This is a genomic window from Sphingobacterium sp. WM, assembly GCF_029542465.1.
Taxonomy (GTDB): domain Bacteria; phylum Bacteroidota; class Bacteroidia; order Sphingobacteriales; family Sphingobacteriaceae; genus Sphingobacterium; species Sphingobacterium cellulitidis.
The window spans coordinates 138,785-160,596 of sequence record NZ_CP120709.1 but is presented as its reverse complement, the minus strand read 5'-3'; the positions used below and the strand labels follow the sequence as shown (position 1 = coordinate 160,596).

The window sequence follows — 21,812 nt, the reverse complement described above, 5'->3', positions numbered from 1 at the left end:
AAAGTTGCTATTCGCTTGAATAGCAACTTTTTTTAAATTAATGAGGCTTATTTTATTACCCCTAGCTCCTTACCAACTTTCGTAAAAGCAGCAATAGCTTTATCTAAATGATCTTTTTCATGTCCTGCTGAGATCTGAACACGGATACGCGCCTTTCCTTGAGGAACAACTGGATAATAGAATCCAATGACATAAATACCTTCATCCAACATCTTCGAAGCAAACTCTTGAGCTAATTTAGCATCATAAAGCATGACAGGAACAATTGGGTGAAATCCAGGTTTAATATCAAATCCTGCTTCAGTCATTTTATCACGGAAGTATTTTGTATTATCTTCCAATTTATCACGAAGCTCAGTAGTTTCGCTCAACATATCCAACACTGCAACCGAAGCACCTGCAATCGCCGGAGCTAATGTATTAGAGAATAAATATGGACGAGAACGTTGGCGAAGCATATCGATAATTTCCTTACGACCTGAAGTAAAACCTCCTGACGCACCACCTAATGCCTTACCTAAGGTACCAGTGATAATATCCACACGGTCGATTACATTGAACAATTCGTGAGTACCACGACCTGTTTTACCAATAAAACCAGAACAGTGCGACTCATCGATCATCACCAATGCTTCGTATTTATCTGCTAAATCACAGATTTTATCTAATGGAGCAACTGATCCATCCATTGAAAATGCACCATCAGTAACAATAATTCTATGACGAGCACCTGAAGCTGCTTTCAACTGCGCTTCTAAGTCTTCCATATCACAGTTCTTATAACGGAAACGTTGTGCCTTACACAAACGAACACCATCGATAATCGAAGCGTGGTTCAGCTCATCAGAGATAATCGCATCCTCAGCACCTAACAATGGCTCAAATACACCACCATTCGCATCAAATGCCGCAGCATATAAAATAGTATCTTCTGTACCTAAGAATTTCGAAATCTTAGCTTCCAATTCTTTGTGGACATCTTGAGTACCACAAATAAAACGAACTGAGGACATCCCATAGCCATGGCTATCAATAGCCGCTTTCGCCGCTGCAACAACCTTCGGATGTGAAGACAATCCTAAATAGTTGTTTGCACAGAAGTTAATAACTTCCTGTCCAGTACTAATTTTAATATCTGCTCCTTGTGGAGTTACAATAATGCGTTCTTCTTTGTATAATCCTGCATCCTTAATTTCTGCAAGTTCCTTTTCAAGAGCCGGTTTTAAAGTTTTATACATAGTATTTCAATTAATCCGCATAAAGATAACCTTTTTTTATCTCTCCTAATTACGAAAACGATTGTTCAAAATACATGAACTCATGAAACCCAATACAATAGCCCTTAAAAAAGAAAAAGGAATCATTTCTGATTCCTTCCTTTTTCTCTATTTAATCCGTTTCCAAGACTCTGTACGCCCGATTAAACTTATTCCGATGTAACCTCGGATATCCAGCTGATCATTCCCTTTCAAGGTCATTTTACAGCTGTAAGTCTTTCCGGACTTAGGATCATAAATCTCACCATCAACATAAGTCTTGCTGTCTTTACGGAAATTGGTCAGGATTTCTAATCCTTGAATATTCCGCGACCGCAACTTTGGATCTGGATTTTTAACATCTTTCTTCGCGGCATCTTTTATCCAATAAAGCTTGCCGTAAAACTTATCATTCTTTTTGTAAATCTCAATTCTGCCCTCTCCGCTCTGGTTTTCCCATTTCCCTAAAATCGGATCATTATTCTGAGCAAATAATGTTATAGTAAATAATAAGGCACAGAATGTTGCAACTAGTTGTCTCATAACCTTCATGTTTAAAATTGTTGGTTGAATATACATATATTTTTCTATGTTAGCATAATAATATTTTTGTTACCCCTAAAATTAACGCCTTTTAAACCGCTTTATTGGCATTAATTTTGAACCATTTTCGTACACACAAATAATTTAAGTTATGAGGTTCATTATTAGTCTCTTAGTCACAGGTTTAGTCGTTGCAATCGCGTCCTGGATCATTCCTGGTGTAACTGTAGCTGGTTTCGGATGGGCTATCCTAACGGGTTTGGTTATTGGCTTGGTAAATGCAATTGTAGGTGGAATTCTACGTTTATTTACTTTCCCATTAAATTGGTTAACTTTTGGTCTTGTATCATTTATCATCACCGTGTTGATGATTATGTTATCCGATAAAATCATGGGATCAAAATTTGATGTAGCAGGATTTTGGCCAGCTTTCTTCTTTGCAATTATCGTTGCTGTTATTGAAATGATAATCGGCCGTATGGGAAGCGATAACAAATAAAAACTCAAAAAACCACTATTTTAAAACAAACAGAACGCCTAGCTTATTTGCTGGGCATTCTTGTTTTATCCAAATCCTAGGTCAATTTGCATTAAAAAAGGGCTTGACCATCACAGCCAAACCCCATAGTATAAAGAGAAATTTTAATCCTATTTTGATTTTTTCTTCATTTTATTGATCCAAATCATTACTCCTGTAACAGGCAATGATGTCGCAATTAAACAAGAAATGAAATATAGCAGTTTCGTAAATGGCCCATAGATATCACCAATATGCAAAGCCTTGATCGAAGCTGAAGCTCTTTCATTAAATGGCTTCTCACGAAACAAATCTCTTTCCAACACTTCACCACTATATTGATCTAATACTAATTTATCCCCTGCAGATGGTGCAAAAAATCCCACTCTGTTCTTACTGATTGATACAGTTCCGACACTATCTTTCGCAAAATTGATCGTAACATCCCCATCATAAGGAAGGATTTTATTCACCGCCAAGATCGTTTCCTCAATATTCAAAGCTTTCTTTCCATCAGCAGGAATATTGGATAATACCGGAGCCTTTTCCACTTTTGCTGCATCTGGAGACTTGTATGTTCCCCAGGTCTTTTGCCAACCAGCACGGTACCAGTCAAATGACCAGAAAGGACCAGTTACGGCCATAAAGAACAATATAATACAGCTGTAAAAACCTAACGTATTATGTAAATCATGGTTCACGCGTTTCCAATTCGCATTCCAACGAATATTTAAACCATTCTTCCATGATCTCAACTTATTCGGAAACCAGATTACAATCCCGGTTATTACTCCTAACAAAAACAATAAGGTAGCCGTCCCTGTAATCCAAGATCCCAATTTCCTGTTTTCAACTCCTTCAAAAATGGGTTCTTCAATTTCATTTAATAACAACCAACGGTGCAAGCTAAACATCTTACCCATAAACTCAGCTGTCTTAGTCTTCACATCACTTGGATCACCAATGATTTGTCCAGTATATGGATTCACAGCCAATTGATTTGCTCTTGGTCCACGACCGCCTCCAGGACCTCCAGGTCCCGCTTTCGCAGCTGCTGGAGCAGCAGGTTTTCCTCCTGAAACTTCTTTATTCTCGGATTTCCCTATCTCGGCTTGAGCTGGTGCCGCTTTCTCAGGCTTCGTACTTTCAGCCTCTTTTCCTTCCCCTTCTTTTTCTTTCTTATTGTACATGAACATGGTCGTTGCATTCTCTGCAAACGGAACCTTAACACCTACAATCTTGCCATTTACCTCCGGCTCTACTATTGACAAAAGCTCATCAGCATTTTTCTTAGTTCCTTCAACTTTTACCTTATTGAACTCTGGCATTGCCATCGCCCTAATCTCAGTGTTGTAGGTATAGATTGTCCCTGTGATACAAACAATGAAGACTACAATTCCTGAAATCAACCCGCCCCATAAATGGATGTCGTTGAACAGCTTCCGCACCTTCATCCAGGTTGTTGATTTTCTTACTTTTTTACTCATTTTTCTCTTTGTACTATTTAATGAAAAAATCAGGTGAGCAATTGAATGCACACCTGAATTGATAAATTATTGATGTATTAATAAATACCTATGTATTGATTTCCAGTTTTGTTGACAAGCTTCGCTCCAACAGTCATCGCTCCTGTTTTTCTATTGAAAACATAAATGTTTCCATCTTTACCTACGGCAGCAACAGCAATAAATACATCATCTCCTTCTAAAGCAATGTTTTGAATTTGACGGAATTTTAAATCTGCCTCACCTGGTATATCGTATTTCTTAGCAGTATTATTTTTCAAGTCAACTCTAGCGATATAACCACCATTTCCAGCAACATTATAAACTACATAGCCAATACCATCACCAACATATTTCCAAGTCTCAATGTAAGAGTCCTTAACTCCTAAAGCTTGATCCAAGCTAAATACATAAGAAGCATCATAATCATTGGTAGAGCTGTTAATTCTTAAGATTTTTGAACCACCTGTACCAGCAGCCTCACCAGATGTTGCCTGATAAACATGACCATCCGTACCAACATATTGCATCGTACTACGGTAGCCATTTGTATTACCTCTAGTTTTATTTGAAGTGATAACTTTTGGATTCGATAAGGATGGGTAATCCAATACCAATGTTTTAGCCCAGCTTTTTTCTCCAGTTCTGTCTGTTGCCCAAGTTGGTTTACCATCTGTTCCTAGTGTGAATTGCTTGGTATTGTCTTTAGAAACTGCAGCACCAATAAATACTTTATTACCCGCTTTATTGATTACAGGAACATCAATACGGCTAAAATAATAACCAGCAGCAATCTCTTCTGCAGTCATTTTTAATTCAAACTTATTGGTCTCTGTGATTCTAGGATTGTTCAAATCCAATGAAATTACATCAATAGCCGAAGATCTTTCCTTATAAACAAAATTCGGAGCTGAACCTGTGTAAACAACATCATTACCTGCCGCCTTAACAGCAACTCCAATTCCTTCCGCTGCTTTTAACCAACGTGGTGAGGTACTTACATAAGTCGCCGTTTCAACTTCCGGACCATCTGGCGTTAAATTCTTGCCGCCACGAACTCTATATTTATTGAAAATACCACCATCATCACCCGTATATTGGATGTTATACAAATATTTCCCGTCAGCAGATCCTTGTAAACGCGCTGTTCTTGATGACTTAACATGCAAGCCTTGGTCAAATACATTTACTGAAAAACTTGGATTCTTCGCCTCTTCCGGTTTCATACTGAAAACCATGGTCCCAGCATTACCATCACCTGGCTCGGCATCCATCAATGCCCCAGAAACTGTAATCCAACGAATATTATCTTCTACCTCAACTTCAGGTCCTGAACTATCCTTAGAACAACTTGAAAAAGTTATGTTTGATGCAATTGCCGCAAGTACAGCAAACTTTAAGAGATTCGATTTCATATGATTATTATTTGAGAGTAATTATATTTTGTTAATTGAGTAATTCAGCTTTAAATAAAACCCACGCCCTGGCTTTTGAACCGCAAAATTGTCGTAGATCTCCGCGTTAAAAATATTCTTGACATCCAATGCCACAATTATCTTCTTGCTCGGAAAAACATAACTCATACCAAGATTCTGTGCATACTGCGAAGGAGTAATGAAATTATCCGATTCTGGCCAAACCGTGCTGAATGGTGCCACATAGCCAATATTATAGAAGAGGTTTAATTGAGATGATTTTTGAATCAAATTATCCAGACGATAATGGATATTTCCATTCATGGTGTAAAAAGGTTCGTTTGGAATTTGCTTATTGTAATAGGTCATCTTTTGACCTGTCGTCGCATCAAACTCCTGCTTGAACAATGAATTGAATTTTGAAAAGTTAAACATCAAACTCAACTTATCTTTATAGCCATAACTGAATTCTCCTTCAAAACCCAAGGATTGTGATTTACCTAAGTTTACAAACTGGGTCAACTCTATTTCTTGGCTGTTTATCAATTCATTCGCCCTTGGCATAATTCTATCTTTGGTGTTTCGCCAAAACACATTGGTCCCCAGCACAAATTTGTTATCGCCAAATTCAAACGTTCCTAAACGAAATCCAGCATTATAATTATCACTGACTTCAGGCAGTAGAACAGAGTTTGACAAAACATTATCTTCAGGGCTACCAAAAATCTCATTGTCTGAGGGCATGCGAACAGCCTTTTCAGCTGAAGTCAATAGAATAAACTGGTTAAATAATTTATAAGATACCGCCAAGCCATATCCTGAGTTAAACCTGTTATCACGAATTTCATCCTTCACGATAACAGTCTGACCATTTTCTATTACACCCTTATATTTGATATCTCCCAACGATTGCTGGTAAAGCTTGTAGAATAGATTCGTCGTTAATTTATTATTGAAAGTCTGGGCTTCATAATTAAAGGAAAATACGCTCTTAGATAAATCATTTGAACTATTTACCCCTGAATTACCATCCTTGATCAATAAGTTTTTGTCCTTACGATCAACTGTATAAAACACATGGTTTACAGATAATCTATGTCCTGAGAAAATATCATAACTAAGATTCGAACGGATATTCGTCACCTGACGATTAATATCTGTCAAGGAAGGTTTCCCTTGTTGTGCCCCATCGCTACGTTTAACAGGATTACCCTTAAAATCTATGCGGATCTGCCCATCCCAGTTATATGCCCATGGAATAGTATCCACGATATTGGTATTACGGAAACTATGCACCGCATTTAAATTCAACCTCAAACCCGGTACAAATAAATCCTTCTTATTATAGGTCAAGCTTAATACATTCGCCGTAGCATCTGAGGTCCTGCCCATATAAGGAGTCCCCATCGTCTGGCCATGCTGAATTTCTTTATGTGAATCTGAAATATTATACCCTAAGAAAAAGACATCCGCCCATTTTACATCCGTAAAACCAAATTCAAAACGACCTGAAATTGCTTTATAACCATCAAAGAAACGTTTTGTCCGGTAATTACGTTGCACTACTCCATCTGGCATGATGTATTTTGAAAACTTCCCCCAAATCTCATAGTCATTATCAGAATTTAAGAAACTCCCTGAAACCCGAGCCGTAAATCCATTTTTGGAATTTCTATATAATCCACTCACATCCGATTGGGTTGTATTGAAAGAACCGTATGAAACAGATGCCGATAAATTATTGGTAGAAGTTCCTTTTTTAAGAACAATATTGATAGCACCACCCAATAAATCCCCACTTAAATGCGCTGGCAGAACACCCTTATAAACCTCAACCCGCTCAATCATCGATGGAGGAATATTATTTAGATTAAAGGAAGAACCATAGGTGGAAATCTCTATCCCGTCAATAAAAATCCCAACTGAACGACCTGTCATCCCATTTAGGTTATATTGAACTTCTGATCCTAATCCGCCACTCTGACGAACCCGAACTCCAACCGTACGATCTAATAGCTCATTGGTTTGGATATTACGAGTAGATGCTTCCTTTGTCTCAATCACATTAACAGCAAAACCCTTGGTCTCAATCTCGCGTTTGACCGAATTTCCTTGAACTCGAACCTCGTCTAAACTGATGTCTCCACGCGGATCAATATGAATATGTAAATCATAACTCTCCTTTTTAACATCCAGGGGAAGTCTTTTGGGTTTGATTTCAATAGATGTTACTAAAATCGTTTGCTTCCCATAAGGTACAGCCTCTAATTTATAGAAACCATTATGGTCTGAAACACTTGCAATTGGTGTCCCTTCAACTCGAACAGTCGCCTGAGCAACCGCAGTGCCATCTAATAAATGAACCTTACCTGTAATAGTAGAAGTCTGTCCATAAACGATGGTACAGAGGATAAAAAATAAATTGGTAAGGTAAAATTGTTTCATTATTACAGAATAATATACTAACTTCGACTTTCTTTAGAACAAGTCTAAATAAATACTGCTGCAAATGTAGAATTATTCTAAATAGCAAAATGACGCAATCGGAAAAAAAAGCTACGCAATCGGAAAAATTATCGGAATCCAATAACAGTTTGTCAGCTAACATGCTGGAACTGGGGACTCTTATGTATTTTACGGTCTTAAAAGGTCGCCAAAGATTCAACTTTATTTCCCCAATTGAAGGCTATTTAAATCTATTGATCCTCGATGACTCAGCAAATTGTACCATTCAAATACAACAAGAAACCTACCTCCTCAATGCTGGAGACAACTTATTAATCCATTTGAATAAGGCTGACTTGTTCGACCTCAAAAGCATCTGCCTTGACAATCGAATTCTTTTAATGTTGATCCCGAGCGATAAACTTCTTGCATTTCACGATAAGTATATCACTGATAAAAACAGGTTTCAACATGGTCTTTTGACCAAAGCAGACGCAAGAATTGAACTTTCTCTGCAACAGATCTTTGATCTTTATGAAGCTGATTCTTATATCAATCAGTTGAAAATTCAATCCCTTCTGTTGGAAATCATTATTCATCAGGTGGAAAGTCTGTATGTAGAAAATGAAAACAAAGAAATCATCGTCAATAAAAACCATTATGACAAAATTCAGATGGCCAAGAAATTAATCGATGAGGATCTTTCAAAAAATCATACAATTTCAGACTTAGCCAAGTCGGTAGGAACCAACGAACAGTATTTAAAGAAACATTTCAAGCAATTCTATGGTAAGACCATCATGAATTACATCACTGAAATGAAAATGGAGCATGCTAAAAAGCTTATTTTAATGGGAAAATACCGCATCTCTGATGTGGCCCGAATGACAGGTTATAAACATTCAACCCATTTTACAACCGCTTTTAAAAAGTATTTCGGAATCATCCCAAATTCCTTGCGCTATACCTTCTTGATCGCTCATGAAGGTGTGCAAGCCTTGCCGGATATCCTAAATAATATTCACATATTTTAAAACTCTTTATCCTTAATAATTACAAAAAAAACCGGATTGTTTAGACAACCCGGTTTTTCTTTGCTTCTGATTTATTAAAACTTATAACTCAATGTTCCTGTAAAACTTCTTGGCGGAATAGGGTTCACACTATAATTCTCATGAACATAGTAATTGAAGGCATCTCCAATATTGCTCACTTTTCCCAGGATACTCCAATTTTTATAACTATAACCCGCAGAAAAATCAAATGTGCTGAATGGATCCACGGCAATCAATCGGTCTAAACCATCCTTGATATTTGCTTTGGTATTATTCCATCCTGCATTCCTTTTACCTGTGTAAAAGGCTGATAAACCAAGTTTCAATCCTTTCAAATTACCATTTTGGAAAGTATAAAAAGCCGTTCCATTGGCTGTATGAGCCGTTGTCCCAACCAAACGAACCCCTTCAACATTCCCTAAATCATTGGTTTCCAAATATCGCATAAAGTTATAGCTATAACCTGCCATGATATTTAACCCCTCTGAAATCTTACCTGTTAAATCCAACTCAACTCCATCTGAAGCTGTTTTACCAGTAAATTCCTTCATATTTACATCAACTTTGGTCGGATCTGTTGGGATAATAGACTGTGCAAATCTATTATTTACAATTCTATACCAAGTCAGATTCGCTGATAATCTACCTTTAAAGAAATCATTTTTTACCCCTGCCTCGTATTGATCAATTACAGACGGTCCCATAGGCTGATAATTGATATCATATCCTGAATTAGGAGTGAAATTATTAGAATAACTTACAAAGATACTCGTAGTCGGAATAGGTTGATAAATAAAGGCAAACTTAGGAGACCATGCTTTATCTACCTTATTGCCCATGTCAACATCATCTTTTCCTTTATTTGGAGTAACTGTCGTCTCGCCTTTCGCATAGTCGTAAACCTCCGCATTTTGGGTAGTTTGATGGGTATAACGAATACCTGCCAACACTTTAAATTGTTCCGTTAAGGAGATCAAATCCTGAACAAATACACCATAACGGTAGATATCCGTACTGGTTCTGGTTTTTAATCCAACTCCTGGCATATCCGTACGCTTAATCGAATTATACGGATCAAAGATATTTATGGTATCATAAACCGCGTTTGGCGCTACATTGAGCCCATTCGCAAAAATATTGAAGGCATAATTCTTCGTGTTCGATTGGTCCGCATCTGCTCCAATGACAAGCTGATGTTTCAGACCTCCTGTTTTTAGGTTTCCACGTAAATTAACTTGTTGATTGAAAGTAATCTCATCCTGTTCTGTTCGATTTAAATTCCGAGGAAACATGGAAGACTTCGCTTGAATTCTTTCTGAACCATAATAATCCCGGCCATATTGCTGGTAACTCGCTATTGCTTGCAAATTCCAATTCTCTGAGAAAACATGCTCAAAATTTAATTGACCATTCTTAGAATTGGTTTTATTGAAAGCCCAGCCTGTATTCAAGAACGTATTTCGACCAACTTCTTTATTGATTTTTCCATCTACTGAACCAATTCCGAAATCTGGTGTATAATCAGATTTCAAATAATCGAACATCAGGTTAATACTAGTTTTATCTGAGATTTGATAGAGTAGGGAGGGGTTAATATAAAACCGTTTACTTTCAACATAATCGCGATAGCTTTCTGCATATTCTCCAGTTCCAACTACTCTAAATGCTAATTTCTTTGAAATAGGCCCATAAACATCCACAATGGGTTTATACTGATTATAACTACCTACACGCATCGAAACTTCACCACCATATTCAAACTTTGGCTTTTTAGTAACCAAATTGATAACCGCACCGCCAGTTACACCTCCATATAAAATCGCGGCACTTCCTTTTAATATTTCAACAGATTCCAAGGTGCTGGCCTCAATCGATCCACCATTATTTGTTCGGGCGTCGTTTTTAAAGATATTATTGGCACCTAAGCTATATCCACGAGCATAAAAATTCTCATTGACACCACCACGATTCGCCCCCATAGCAACTCCATTCGCATTCTTCAAAGCATCACTCAATCTATTTACCTGTTGGTCGGCAATGACTTGCTTGTTTATAATTTGAACCGCTTGTGGCAAGTCCCGATCAATAATCCCTGCCTTGCCTACATTCAGTACTTTATCATTGATCGAGTTGTATCCTGTAACTTCTACTTCCTGGATTTTTTGATTCGATTGCCTTACTACTATGGTTCCTAATTGCGTAGTGAATTCCTTTGGATTTACATATACGGATTCCTTGTCATAGCCAACCCCTGTGATTTCAACGTTGAACGAACCAGAAAAGGGAATATACAATTCGAAGTACCCATTGGCATCCGACATCGTTACTTGATCCTGAACCTTTACATTTAATCCCGAAATGGATTCATTGTTATTGCTGCTGACTTTACCCTTTAAGGTGGTTTGTGCATTCGCTGCAGTAAAAATAGTAGTTGCTCCTATCAGAGCTAATATATATTTTGTCTTCATTACCTTTATTTGTACTAATTCTAAATAGTATGCAAAAGTAACCTTGACTTGAATAGCAAAAAATAAACAATCCGACAAAAACTTTAATAATCCGAAATTTTTAATAAACATTTCATTTATACAGCTTTCTTCCCATCAAATCAGCCTGCTGAAAACAAGGACATTAAAAAAGCAGCTGTCCGATGTGGACAGCTGCTTTCCTTAATTAATATATACTTTATTAAAATTTCCAACGAACGAAAGCCTCTATTGCTTCGTAGTTCGCAAGGCCTAATTGATGATATAGACCCGCTGTTTCACTAGTACGGTCTTCCGCACGAACCCAAAATTCTCTTGGATCATCTCCTGGGAATACAGGAAGATCTTTTTGAGATTGGTGTTTGAAAATCGCCAAACGCTTGCGCTTTACTTCTTGTGGTGAAAGTGGTACAGCCATTTCGATATCATGAATAGGATACTCATGCCATGCTCCTCTGTATAACCATAACCAACAATCCTTAGTCCATTCATCTGTCTCTCTTAAACGCAATAATGCTTCTAAGATAATGTCGAAACAAACTTTGTGGGTTCCATGTGGATCCGCGAAATCACCAGCAGCAAAAACCTGTTGTGGTTTTACCTGACGTAATAATTCCATGGTTTGTTGAATATCATCCTCAAAATCAATCTCTTTGGAGAATTTACCACGATCGTAGAATGGAAGATCCATAAAGTGAATATTCTCATCTGGAAGACCAACAAAACGTGCTCCAGCAATTGCTTCACCCTTACGGATTAATCCCTTAATAGTTCTGATAATTTCAGGATCTACTTGATTTGGTTGTTTTACTTTGAAAAACTCACGTGCATCGTCATAGATCTTACGAGTTACCCCATTGTCATCTTCAACAACAACGGCATAGTCTTGTACAAACTCTAAATAACGCAATACATCATCATCCCATACGGCAGTGTTACCTGAAGTTTGGTATGCCACATGCACATTATGACCTTGATCTGCCAAACGAATGAAAGTACCACCCATGGAGATCACATCATCATCTGGATGTGGAGAGAATAATATTACATTTTTATGTGCCGGTTCAGCTCTTTCAGGGCGATTAGAATCATCAACCCCTGGTTTACCACCTGGCCAACCTGTAATAGTACGTTGTAAATCATTGAAAATACGGATGTTAATACTATAAGCAGTACCTTGCTCAGTAATCAATTGAGCCATACCATTATTGTTATAGTCATCATCTGTAAGTTTCAGAATAGCTTTATCCAAATGTAAGGAAAGCCATACCACAGCCTTTTTAACTAAATTATCAGTCCAAACAACATCATGCGCTAACCAAGGCAAGTTGAACCTCGTCAATGCTGAGGCTGCATCCTCGTCTAGAATAAACTCTACATGGTCAGACATCTGTAGATAAGTCGCTGGAATATCCGAAGAAATTTCACCTTCAACTGCTTTTTTAACAATTTCCGCTTTCTTCTCATTCCACGCCATCAAAACAATTTCCTTGGCTTTAAAAATTGTTCCAACACCCATCGTAATCGCTTTTGTAGGTACATTTTCCTTACCACCGAAATCGCGTGATGCATCTCTTCTTGTAAGGTCATCTAAGGTTACTAAGCGAGTACCTGAGTTTGGCGCTGAACCTGGCTCGTTAAAACCAATGTGTCCTGTACGACCAATTCCCAATAATTGAATATCCAAACCTCCTAAACTGGAGATCTTCTGCTCATATGCTTCACAAAATTTTTGGACATCTTCCGGCGCTAATGTACCGTCCGGAATGTTGATGTTCTCTCTAGGAATATCAACTAGATTGAACAAATGCTTGTTCATGAATGCTACATAACTTTGCTCCGCAGTAGGTAACATCGGATAATACTCATCCAAATTGAATGTTACTACATTTTGGAAGCTTAAACCTTCTTCTTTATGAAGACGAACAAGTTCTTTGTAGACTTTAATAGGCGTTGCTCCTGTGGCTAATCCAAGAACAGCCTTTTCCCCTTTCGCATCCTTGTCTTTGATAATCGAAGCAATGCGCTCAGCAACTTTAACAGATGCCTCGTCTTGAGAGGGATAAACCGTTACCGGAACTTTCTCAAACCGGGTTTCCTCTAATAAATTTAATCTTGCCATTTAAATTGAAAAATACCTTAGTGAGCCTCAAATTTAACAATTTATAAGGCTGTCAAAGCAAAAAATACAAATCTTTTTATTTTTATCGCCATTTTTGGCAAAAATCACAGCCAATGCAATTATTTTAATCATTAATTATCCCAACCACACTACTATTATTTATTAATTTATTTTTTTCTACTATAGAACATCAAGAAAATTTTACAAAAAATAATCTACCAATTAAGTAGTTTATTTATAATTTTGTCGAACAGAAATCAACATATGAAGAATTTTATATTATTTATAGCATTCATCCCCAGTTTATTATTCGCTCAAACGAAGGAAGAACTCATTGCTCAAGTCAAAGCAAATCCTAAAGAAATCAGCTCCATTCGTCTAATTCAGAAGGTCGGTGGTTATTACCCTGATTACAATGAATTAGCAGCATTATTTAAAAAACTAGATAAAAAAGTTAGAAAATCTAATGAAGGAAAGCTCTTTGACCGCTATTTAGATGCATTAAAAAACACATTGCCCGGAAAAACTTCACCAAGCATTACTCAATTGGACTTAACTGGTGAACCTTATTCCTTATCAGATTTAAAAGGTAAATATGTTCTGATTGACTTTTGGGCATCATGGTGTCCTCCTTGTCGAGAAGAAAACCCTAAATTGGTAAAAACCTACGCCGAATTTAAAGACAAGAATTTTGAAATCCTTGGTGTTTCTTTCGACAGAGAGTTTGATGCATGGGCTAAAGCGGTAAAAGATGATAATCTGACTTGGAAACATGTATCCGATCTTCAAGGCTGGGATAATTCAGCAAGTATAGCCTATGGTATTAAAGCCATTCCTCAAAATATCCTCGTCGACCCACAAGGTAAAGTGATTGCTAGAAACCTTCATGGGGATGACCTGAATAATAAATTAAGAGAATTACTGAAATAGAGATATTCCAAAACACAAAAAGGATTCAAGTTAAACTTGAATCCTTTTTTTATTTCCTTTATTGGCTATTAATCCAGCCTATAAGCTACAACGCTATTATTCAAAAAGGTAGGAACATATAAAATTCTTTCCTTTTGATTATAACCTAGATCTGCCGTTTTCATTTTACCTTGAACATCAAGAAGCTCAGTTACGGTTCCATTGGCAGCGATATGATAAATCAATCCGCCCCAACAAGTAACCAAAAAGCTACCATCACCTACGGGTTCTAATCCATCTCCTCCAAGCTTCAATCCTTTTGCAAGTACCGTATATCCTTTGTTAGGCTCAATCTTGCAAAGCTCCGGACCTACCATCGCATATAAAACCCCGTCAATAACTCTCAATCCATTGACATCCTTCAAATCTTTCATATATAAAGAGGGTTTATTATTATGAATTAAATAGATTTCTCCTCTTCTGGTATCAGATACATAGACCTTACCATTTTTATCAACCGTAACATCATTCAGGAATTGAGCATCAGGAATCTTGATTTCATTGATAACATTGCCAGTAATCATATCAATTACGACCACTTGATCAATATCAGCTACATAAAGTAAATCCTTGTGCATCGCCAGACCTTTCGGAGCATTTAATCCTTGTACCCAAGTAGCATCTTTTAAACTACCATCCATATTCAATATTGCAACACCGCCTTTACCATCTTTGGCAACACCATCGCCATCAATCAATGAAACATATAAAACTGATTTATCTGCATCGTATAAGACCGATTCAGGAGTCGGCAATTGCTCTTTAGATTCCCATAATTGGGTCAATTTCGTCTGACCAAAGCCTAGTTGTGAACATAAGACCAAAAGTGAAATAAATAATGTCGTTTTCATATATAGTTGTTTTTGACGCGATTAAATATAAATATAAGATTTTTTTAAAGGTTTTTGATAGCTTTTAAGCGATTATTACTTATTTTCAACCACACTCAATTCTAAACTTAAAAAATAATAACAAGAGAATATGAAACCATTCTTGGACGAAAATTTTTTGTTGCAAAGCCAAGTAGCAGTAGAACTGTACCATGATTACGCCAAAGATCTCCCAATAATAGATTATCACAATCATTTACCTCCAAATGAAGTAGCTTCGAATAAGCAATTTTCAAATATCACGGAAATTTGGTTGCAGGGAGACCATTATAAATGGCGAGCCATGCGTGCAAATGGAATTGATGAAAAATATATTACTGGAAATTCCTCGGATCTCGACAAATTCAAGAAATGGGCTGAAACTGTTCCTTACACCTTGAGAAATCCACTTTATCACTGGACACACTTAGAACTTCAACGTTATTTTGGTATCCATGATTTACTTTCTGCAGATAATGCTAATCAAGTTTTCGAGAAAGCCAATCAGGACCTTTCCAAACCTAATATGTCAGTCCATGGTTTGTTGGAACAGATGAAAGTCGAAACTATCTGTACCACAGACGACCCCATTGACTCTTTGGAATTCCATCAGGCATACCTTAAAAATCCAGGTAAGTTCAGTATGTTCCCTGCTTTCCGTCCTGATAAAGCCATGGCCCCAGAAAATAAAGAAGCCTTCAATCAATATGTGAATAAGCTTGCTGAAGTTGCAAATACAGAAATAAACAGTCTCCAAGACTATTTGGACGCTCTAAAATCAAGACATGATTACTTTGCTGAAAATGGCTGCTGTGTATCAGATCATGGCCTAAGCCATCTTTACGCCGAAGATTTTACTGAATCTGAAATCAATGCGATCTTTAAAAAGCTGAGATCTGGAAACAACCTGAGCCTAGAAGAAGTCAATAAGTTCAAATCAGCCCTATTGATTCAATTCGCAGAATGGGATCATGAAAAAAATTGGGTGCAACAGTTTCATGTGGGCGCATTTAGAAACACGAACTCGGGTTCCTTACAAAAATTAGGACCTGATACGGGCTTTGATAGTATCGGTGATTATTCTCAGGGATTAAGTTTAGTGAAATTCTTGGATCGTTTATCAGCAAATGACAAACTCGGAAAAACAATACTTTATAATTTAAATGCTTCCGATAACGACCTGTTCGCCGCGATGTGTGGAAACTTCAATGATGGAAGTATTGCTGGAAAAATTCAATTTGGTTCAGCTTGGTGGTATCATGACCAAAAGGATGGTATGACCAAACAGATCAATAGCCTCTCAAACATTGGCTTAATCAGCCGTTTTGTGGGGATGTTGACCGACTCCAGAAGCTTCTTATCTTTCCCAAGACATGAGTACTTCAGAAGGTTGTTATGTAATATCTTCGCTGAAGACATCGTAAATGGCGAACTTCCACATGATATTAAATGGATTGGCAAAATAATTCAGGATATCTGTTATTATAATGCCAAAGCCTATTTTCCTTTCAACAATCAAAAATAAATCAGGATTTTTCCAGATTTAACCATTTTGGAACAGGTGGAGCTTCATACGCCTCCATTTGTTCCAATAAATCCTCAATATTATCAGCATATAAAATCATCCTTTGATTTTCCTCCTTCAATAACCCCGTATCCACCATATGCTGAATAAATGCAATCAGATGATCATAAAATCCATTAATATTTAATATCCCTATTGGCTTTTTATGTAGTCCTAACTGACCCCATGTAGTCATTTCAAATAACTCCTCCATGGTTCCAAAACCTCCCGGCAAGGCAATCACCCCATCACATAGAGCATTCATTTTTGCCTTGCGTTCATGCATCGTATCAACTTCGATCAAAGTTGTAATTCCGTTATGACCAATTTCCTTGCTATTCAAAAACTGTGGAATAACCCCAATTACCTGACCTTGATTCTCCATAACCGCATCCGCAACAGCACCCATCAAGCCTACTCTGCCTCCCCCATAAACTAAAGTAATCCCACGCTCAACAAATACACGACCAACCTCACGAGCTGCATTCACAAAAGTCCCCTCATGTCCAGGACTTGAAGCACAAAAAACAACTATTTGATTTAATTTCATTGAATAAAGTTATACAATCCACCCGAAAAGTCTATACCCGAATCACAAAATCTACCCCAATTTGCTTTCATTGTTAATTGAAATTTGTGGTCAACATACATCAGGGACAGACATCGGTCTAAATACTCTATACTAAATACTAAATACTAAATACTTCAAAAACCAAAAGGCCCCAGTTTGGGAGACTGAGACCTTTATTAACTAAACATTGAAACAAAGTTCTTTATTAGTTCACTGACACCCGATCTTTTTCCTCATTTTTCGAGTCACTTTTACGGATTTGTTGTTTTAAGTTTCCGAATTTATATGTGAAAGTCAAGCGGACTGTTTGATTATCATTGTATTGACGAATTCTTGAACGAAATTCGTTGAAATCTGTATCTAAATTATTTCTACTGCTCCTGAATACATCGGTCATCGCCAATTTTAAAGAGCTTTTCTGATCTTTAAAGTTGTAGTTTACACCCAAGTCGGTATTAATTCTACCCTGGATTTTAAACAGGTTGTATATAAAAGGCGTGTTTCCATTGACTGAGGCCTCGAATGACCATTGTGGATTTACCCTGAAATTATGAAAGCTATTTGCTTGGATAAAAAAGGATCCACGGTCAACAACCGAACCGGCGATAGGACCTTTAAAATGCATATAGATTCCCGTAATATTATTATTCATCGTCCAGAACTTACCAACTTTGAACGGTATATTCATGTTTAAATAGGAGGTTACAGAACGACCTAAGTTCTCTCTGGTCACCCATGTCTCATTCTTGATAGAGTCTTGACCCATACTTTCAACAATCGCATCGTTCGTAATATCAGTTCCTAAGGTGAAATTGAACATTTGCATCAGCGTATAGTTCAATGTGAAACCATGCGTATACTGAGGCTTAACATCTGGATTACCTAATTGATACGTTTTCTCATCAATATAATATCTGAACGGATTCAAGAACCTATAATTAGGACGAGTTATTTTCTTTGCATAGCCCAAGGAGAAAATATGATTCTCACTTAAGTTATAACCTAGGTTCGCCGATGGGAACCAATCCAAGTAATCCCTTTCAAAATTCTCGCCTGTGGATACAAATTCTGAATTCGATTTCGTGTATTCTGCACGGATGCCAACTTTGGTAGTCCATTTACCGAAGGCTCTGCTGTAATCCATATATCCCGCAGCAATTTGCTCATCATAAATAAAATGATTTGATCGATTAGCGATATTTTCCCAAACATCCCCTTTTAACCGATCATAGATCATGTTATTATCAGACTGAACTTTACTGTATTTCAATCCAGCTTCTAAGTTTCCTTTCTTGAATGGTTTTACATAATCCAATTTCCCAACATAAATATCAATATCGGTTGGCATGATACTACGATCAAATGTTTCCGGCTTTACCAAGGATCCATTTGGAAATTCCATACGATTATGGTAATTCATGTTCGCATCATTATTGAAAATACTCCAGTCTAAGTCCAAGGTCAATTTCTGACCCAAAGTATCCATCTTATATTCATTATTGAAGTTCAGGGAAACACGACTTAAACTCATATCATTCACTGCTGGTGACCTCAAAATGGAATCAATCACTGAAACCGATTTCCCAATCGTTGTCGCACTTGTATTTTCTGAATCTTCAGAGTATTTGTTGCCTGAAACCTGAAACATCATCGTATTATTTTCAGATGTTTTCTGCTCAATCCCAGCACGGAAGTTATGGCTATTATTTTTCTCTAAGATCTGTGCTTTTTGATCGAAATAAGTAATATTGCCCGCATTCCTAATCTCACGATATATATTCAACGTATTCTCTTCCTTATTATTGGTATATGCGTACGAACCAAACAAGGTTGTATTGTTCTTTTTATAATTGATATTTAAAGAAGTATTCCCTCTTGGATGTTTACCATGTGCCGCGCTAGCGATAAATGATCCATTAAAACCTTCTGTTTTGCTTTTCTTCAACACAATATTGATAGTCCCTACAGCACCTTCAGCATCATCTTTTGCCGAACGTGTAGTCGTTACTTCAACACTCTTGATTTGACTCGCGTCTGTAGATTTTAAAAATGTCGCCAATTGCTCTCCTGTCATATAGGTCTGACGCCCGTCAATAGTAACCGTTACACCCTGCTGACCCATCAATTGAAGGTTATCATCCTTATCAACACTTACACCTGGCGCACGCTTTACCACCTCTAATGCATTATTTCCAGCAGCTAAAGTCGAATTCTCAACGTTTAATACAAGCTTTCCATTCACATTTTGAACCAGAGGTGCTCTACCTTCAACAGTGACGGCCTCAATAGCTTGACTGCTTGGTGAGATCTTAATATCCTCAACCTCATAAGTCTTATCCCCAAGTTCGAAAACCGCAGATTTACTCTTGCCATACCCCACAGAACTTACCTCTATATAATATGAGCCCTTAGGTGCTTTGATGATTGTGTAAACTCCATTCTCGTCTGTAACAGCACTTTTGATTAATACATTTGCCGTACTTGACATTAAATATACCGAGGCCGAAACCACCGGTTGATTATCCTGATTGACGACCTTCCCCTTGATATCAGTATCCTGTGCCTTTGGATTTGCAAGGGCTTTCCCGACGACCGATGCAAGAAAAAGGATCATGATTGTAATTATTCTTCCCATTATAGTTTTTCGCTAGTTAGTTTTTTGTAAAATGTTTAATTGTTTTTTTTGCCCTTATGCGTTATTCTCTTCTGAAGACGCTTTTGCGCCTTCAGTAGTTGCTTCTTTATTTTCTTTTTTTAATTTTTCTTTCGCTTCCTCTTCAGCTTCCTTCGCTTTCTCCTCTGCTTCTTTCACTTTTTCCTCAGCTTCCTTCGCCTTCTCTTCCTCTAGCTTAAGAATACATTTCAATCCATTCTTGGTCATTATCCACTCTGAAAATTTCGATTCCTCTTTACCATGACATTCATGTGCCCAGATGTCACGAACTTTCCATTCCATATTTCGATTTAATAATACCTTCGTGCCCACAGGAAGGTATACATTCATCCGAACATGTTGATCGCGAATTAATTGCTTATCCTGTAATGCAAAATGACTATCAAACATTAAGTTATCCGCATTCTGATTCACTTGATAAGAGATTTTCGATGCCCGAGCTGATGCTGCTGCATAGGATGCCCCCTTAGCAATATAATTGTACTGTATATACGGTGCTTTCAAGGAATCAACTGGTTCTATATGAACCGAAATGTCATTCCTTAAGTAATTACCAATCAATAATCCATCTTTCCCATGATTGATTCTTTTCTTGATAAAGTCTTCATCTGTTGCCTTGATCACGCGAACATCATTCTCTGAAATAATATAGGTATCCTTTTTATCCAGTGTTTTCTCAACAGAAATTGTGCTTTCTTCTACAAAATCCTGATTAGTAACAACTACGAAGTATAAAATCATCACGATAGAAACTATCCAAGTAGCCAACAAAGTCATACTTGCATAATTATTCATCGGTCTTGTTTTAAACACGACCCGTAACATCACAAAAAACAAGGCTAGAAGTGGAATAATGATCGCTACAGTTCCCGAAAGAATAGCAAAAAATGCCGATGTTGGATCTAGTACCTCCAATGGTGGGAAGAATATAGGATTTTGATATCCCATGATGTTCAATACGTTGAACACGAAGAAGATAAACATACCTATGATACTCAACCCTGCCCAGATTAATACCAATACCGCTAAAATTTTTCCGATGATCGAGAAAAAAGATCCTAAAGAGTCTCCAACCGAACGTGCTCCTCGACTAATATGCTCGCCGGCCCCGGTAAAATTTTCACGAATACCTTTCATTTCTTCATCAAATGACTTCTTGAAATTATGAAGGTTCGCCTGCTCCCCACGCATCGCTAATTTATCCGCACGGGTTACTGCTTTTGGCATGACAGCCCATAACACGAAATACAATAACACGCCTGATCCACCAAACAAAAAGAATAAGATGAAAATTACACGAACCCATTTGGTCTCAATGTTGAAGTAATGGGCTAGACCACTACAAACACCACTTAAAACCTTATCATCCATGTCGCGCATCAACTTCTTAGATGTTAAATACTCCGTAAAGTTAGGCTCAGGGCTAGGTTCTTGAGCCGGTGCCTCTTGTGTCTGTCTAGCTTCATCGCCTTCTGCATAATCTGAAAATGCCGCTTTTGGCTCGGTCTCCATTCTAGGCTCATCGCCATTCTCCAACTCAAAATCGCTAACACGACCCATTTGAGATATCACTTGCTCAACATCCTCACGATTGATAACTTCCTTGCGCCCCGTTTGAATACGCTCCGAAAACATCTCTGCAATACGATTCTCTATATCCTCTAAGATCTCACGGCTATCTTCTGATTTTCCAAAATGTCTCTTAATCTCGATCATGTATGACCGAAGGGTTTCATAGGCATCCTCCTCAATGTGAAAGACGATACTATTTATATTGATTATTATTGTTTTGTTCATGACTTTATTTAGTTAATGGTGTAG

Annotated in this window: 15 protein-coding genes; 4 read left to right on the top strand and 11 right to left on the bottom strand. The window is 37.4% G+C overall.

The features are described 5' to 3' along the window. Window positions 1–47: 47 nt before the first annotated feature. Window positions 48–1,238 carry a glycine C-acetyltransferase gene (gene kbl / locus PZ892_RS00680; protein WP_094257564.1) on the bottom strand — a complete coding sequence of 397 codons (1,191 nt, stop codon included), beginning with the start codon at window positions 1,236–1,238 and terminating at the stop codon, window positions 48–50. 147 nt (window positions 1,239–1,385) lie between these two features. Continuing rightward, the gene (locus PZ892_RS00675) at window positions 1,386–1,799 is read right to left on the bottom strand and encodes a DUF2147 domain-containing protein (protein WP_277711949.1); all 414 of its coding nucleotides are present in this window, start codon (window positions 1,797–1,799) and stop codon (window positions 1,386–1,388) included. Window positions 1,800–1,950: 151 nt separating this feature from the next. Between PZ892_RS00675 and PZ892_RS00670 the strand changes: the two genes are divergently transcribed. Further along, window positions 1,951–2,298, top strand: a complete 348-nt coding sequence (locus PZ892_RS00670) for a phage holin family protein (RefSeq protein WP_094257563.1) — start codon at window positions 1,951–1,953, stop codon at window positions 2,296–2,298. A 149-nt stretch (window positions 2,299–2,447) separates the two neighbouring features. Here PZ892_RS00670 and PZ892_RS00665 read toward each other — a convergent pair whose 3' ends face one another. The 3 genes from PZ892_RS00665 to PZ892_RS00655 form a co-directional block, all read right to left on the bottom strand. Next, a complete protein-coding gene (locus PZ892_RS00665) occupies window positions 2,448–3,803 on the bottom strand; it encodes a PepSY-associated TM helix domain-containing protein (RefSeq protein WP_277711948.1) in 1,356 nt (451 codons plus the stop codon). 77 nt (window positions 3,804–3,880) lie between these two features. Continuing rightward, on the bottom strand, window positions 3,881–5,236 hold the full coding sequence (locus tag PZ892_RS00660) for a hypothetical protein (RefSeq protein ID WP_277711947.1): 1,356 nt from the start codon (window positions 5,234–5,236) through the stop codon (window positions 3,881–3,883). 21 nt (window positions 5,237–5,257) lie between these two features. Then, window positions 5,258–7,681 carry a TonB-dependent receptor plug domain-containing protein gene (locus PZ892_RS00655; RefSeq protein ID WP_277711946.1) on the bottom strand — a complete coding sequence of 808 codons (2,424 nt, stop codon included), beginning with the start codon at window positions 7,679–7,681 and terminating at the stop codon, window positions 5,258–5,260. An 89-nt stretch (window positions 7,682–7,770) separates the two neighbouring features. On the opposite strand from PZ892_RS00655, the gene PZ892_RS00650 reads away from it, so the two are divergent. Continuing rightward, on the top strand, window positions 7,771–8,715 hold the full coding sequence (locus tag PZ892_RS00650; RefSeq protein ID WP_277711945.1) for a helix-turn-helix domain-containing protein: 945 nt from the start codon (window positions 7,771–7,773) through the stop codon (window positions 8,713–8,715). Window positions 8,716–8,789: 74 nt separating this feature from the next. Here the strand turns inward: PZ892_RS00650 and PZ892_RS00645 are convergent, their stop codons facing one another. Further along, window positions 8,790–11,204, bottom strand: a complete 2,415-nt coding sequence (locus tag PZ892_RS00645) for a TonB-dependent receptor (protein ID WP_277711944.1) — start codon at window positions 11,202–11,204, stop codon at window positions 8,790–8,792. Window positions 11,205–11,424: 220 nt separating this feature from the next. Further along, window positions 11,425–13,344, bottom strand: coding sequence for a glucosamine-6-phosphate deaminase (gene nagB, locus PZ892_RS00640; RefSeq protein ID WP_094257557.1), 1,920 nt, complete (start codon window positions 13,342–13,344; stop codon window positions 11,425–11,427). A 264-nt stretch (window positions 13,345–13,608) separates the two neighbouring features. On the opposite strand from nagB, the gene PZ892_RS00635 reads away from it, so the two are divergent. Beyond that, the gene (locus tag PZ892_RS00635; RefSeq protein ID WP_277711943.1) at window positions 13,609–14,274 is read left to right on the top strand and encodes a TlpA disulfide reductase family protein; all 666 of its coding nucleotides are present in this window, start codon (window positions 13,609–13,611) and stop codon (window positions 14,272–14,274) included. A 68-nt stretch (window positions 14,275–14,342) separates the two neighbouring features. Here the strand turns inward: PZ892_RS00635 and PZ892_RS00630 are convergent, their stop codons facing one another. Further along, window positions 14,343–15,164 carry an ATP-binding protein gene (locus PZ892_RS00630; protein ID WP_094257555.1) on the bottom strand — a complete coding sequence of 274 codons (822 nt, stop codon included), beginning with the start codon at window positions 15,162–15,164 and terminating at the stop codon, window positions 14,343–14,345. A gap of 130 nt (window positions 15,165–15,294) precedes the next feature. On the opposite strand from PZ892_RS00630, the gene uxaC reads away from it, so the two are divergent. Next, a complete protein-coding gene (gene uxaC, locus PZ892_RS00625; protein ID WP_277711941.1) occupies window positions 15,295–16,707 on the top strand; it encodes a glucuronate isomerase in 1,413 nt (470 codons plus the stop codon). 1 nt (window position 16,708) lies between these two features. Here the strand turns inward: uxaC and PZ892_RS00620 are convergent, their stop codons facing one another. From PZ892_RS00620 to PZ892_RS00610, 3 genes are all read right to left on the bottom strand, one after another. Beyond that, window positions 16,709–17,296 carry a TIGR00730 family Rossman fold protein gene (locus PZ892_RS00620; protein WP_094280960.1) on the bottom strand — a complete coding sequence of 196 codons (588 nt, stop codon included), beginning with the start codon at window positions 17,294–17,296 and terminating at the stop codon, window positions 16,709–16,711. A gap of 226 nt (window positions 17,297–17,522) precedes the next feature. Next, the gene (locus tag PZ892_RS00615) at window positions 17,523–19,952 is read right to left on the bottom strand and encodes an outer membrane beta-barrel family protein (protein ID WP_277711940.1); all 2,430 of its coding nucleotides are present in this window, start codon (window positions 19,950–19,952) and stop codon (window positions 17,523–17,525) included. Window positions 19,953–20,006: 54 nt separating this feature from the next. Continuing rightward, window positions 20,007–21,788 carry a PspC domain-containing protein gene (locus tag PZ892_RS00610; protein ID WP_277711938.1) on the bottom strand — a complete coding sequence of 594 codons (1,782 nt, stop codon included), beginning with the start codon at window positions 21,786–21,788 and terminating at the stop codon, window positions 20,007–20,009. Window positions 21,789–21,812 lie beyond the last annotated feature (24 nt).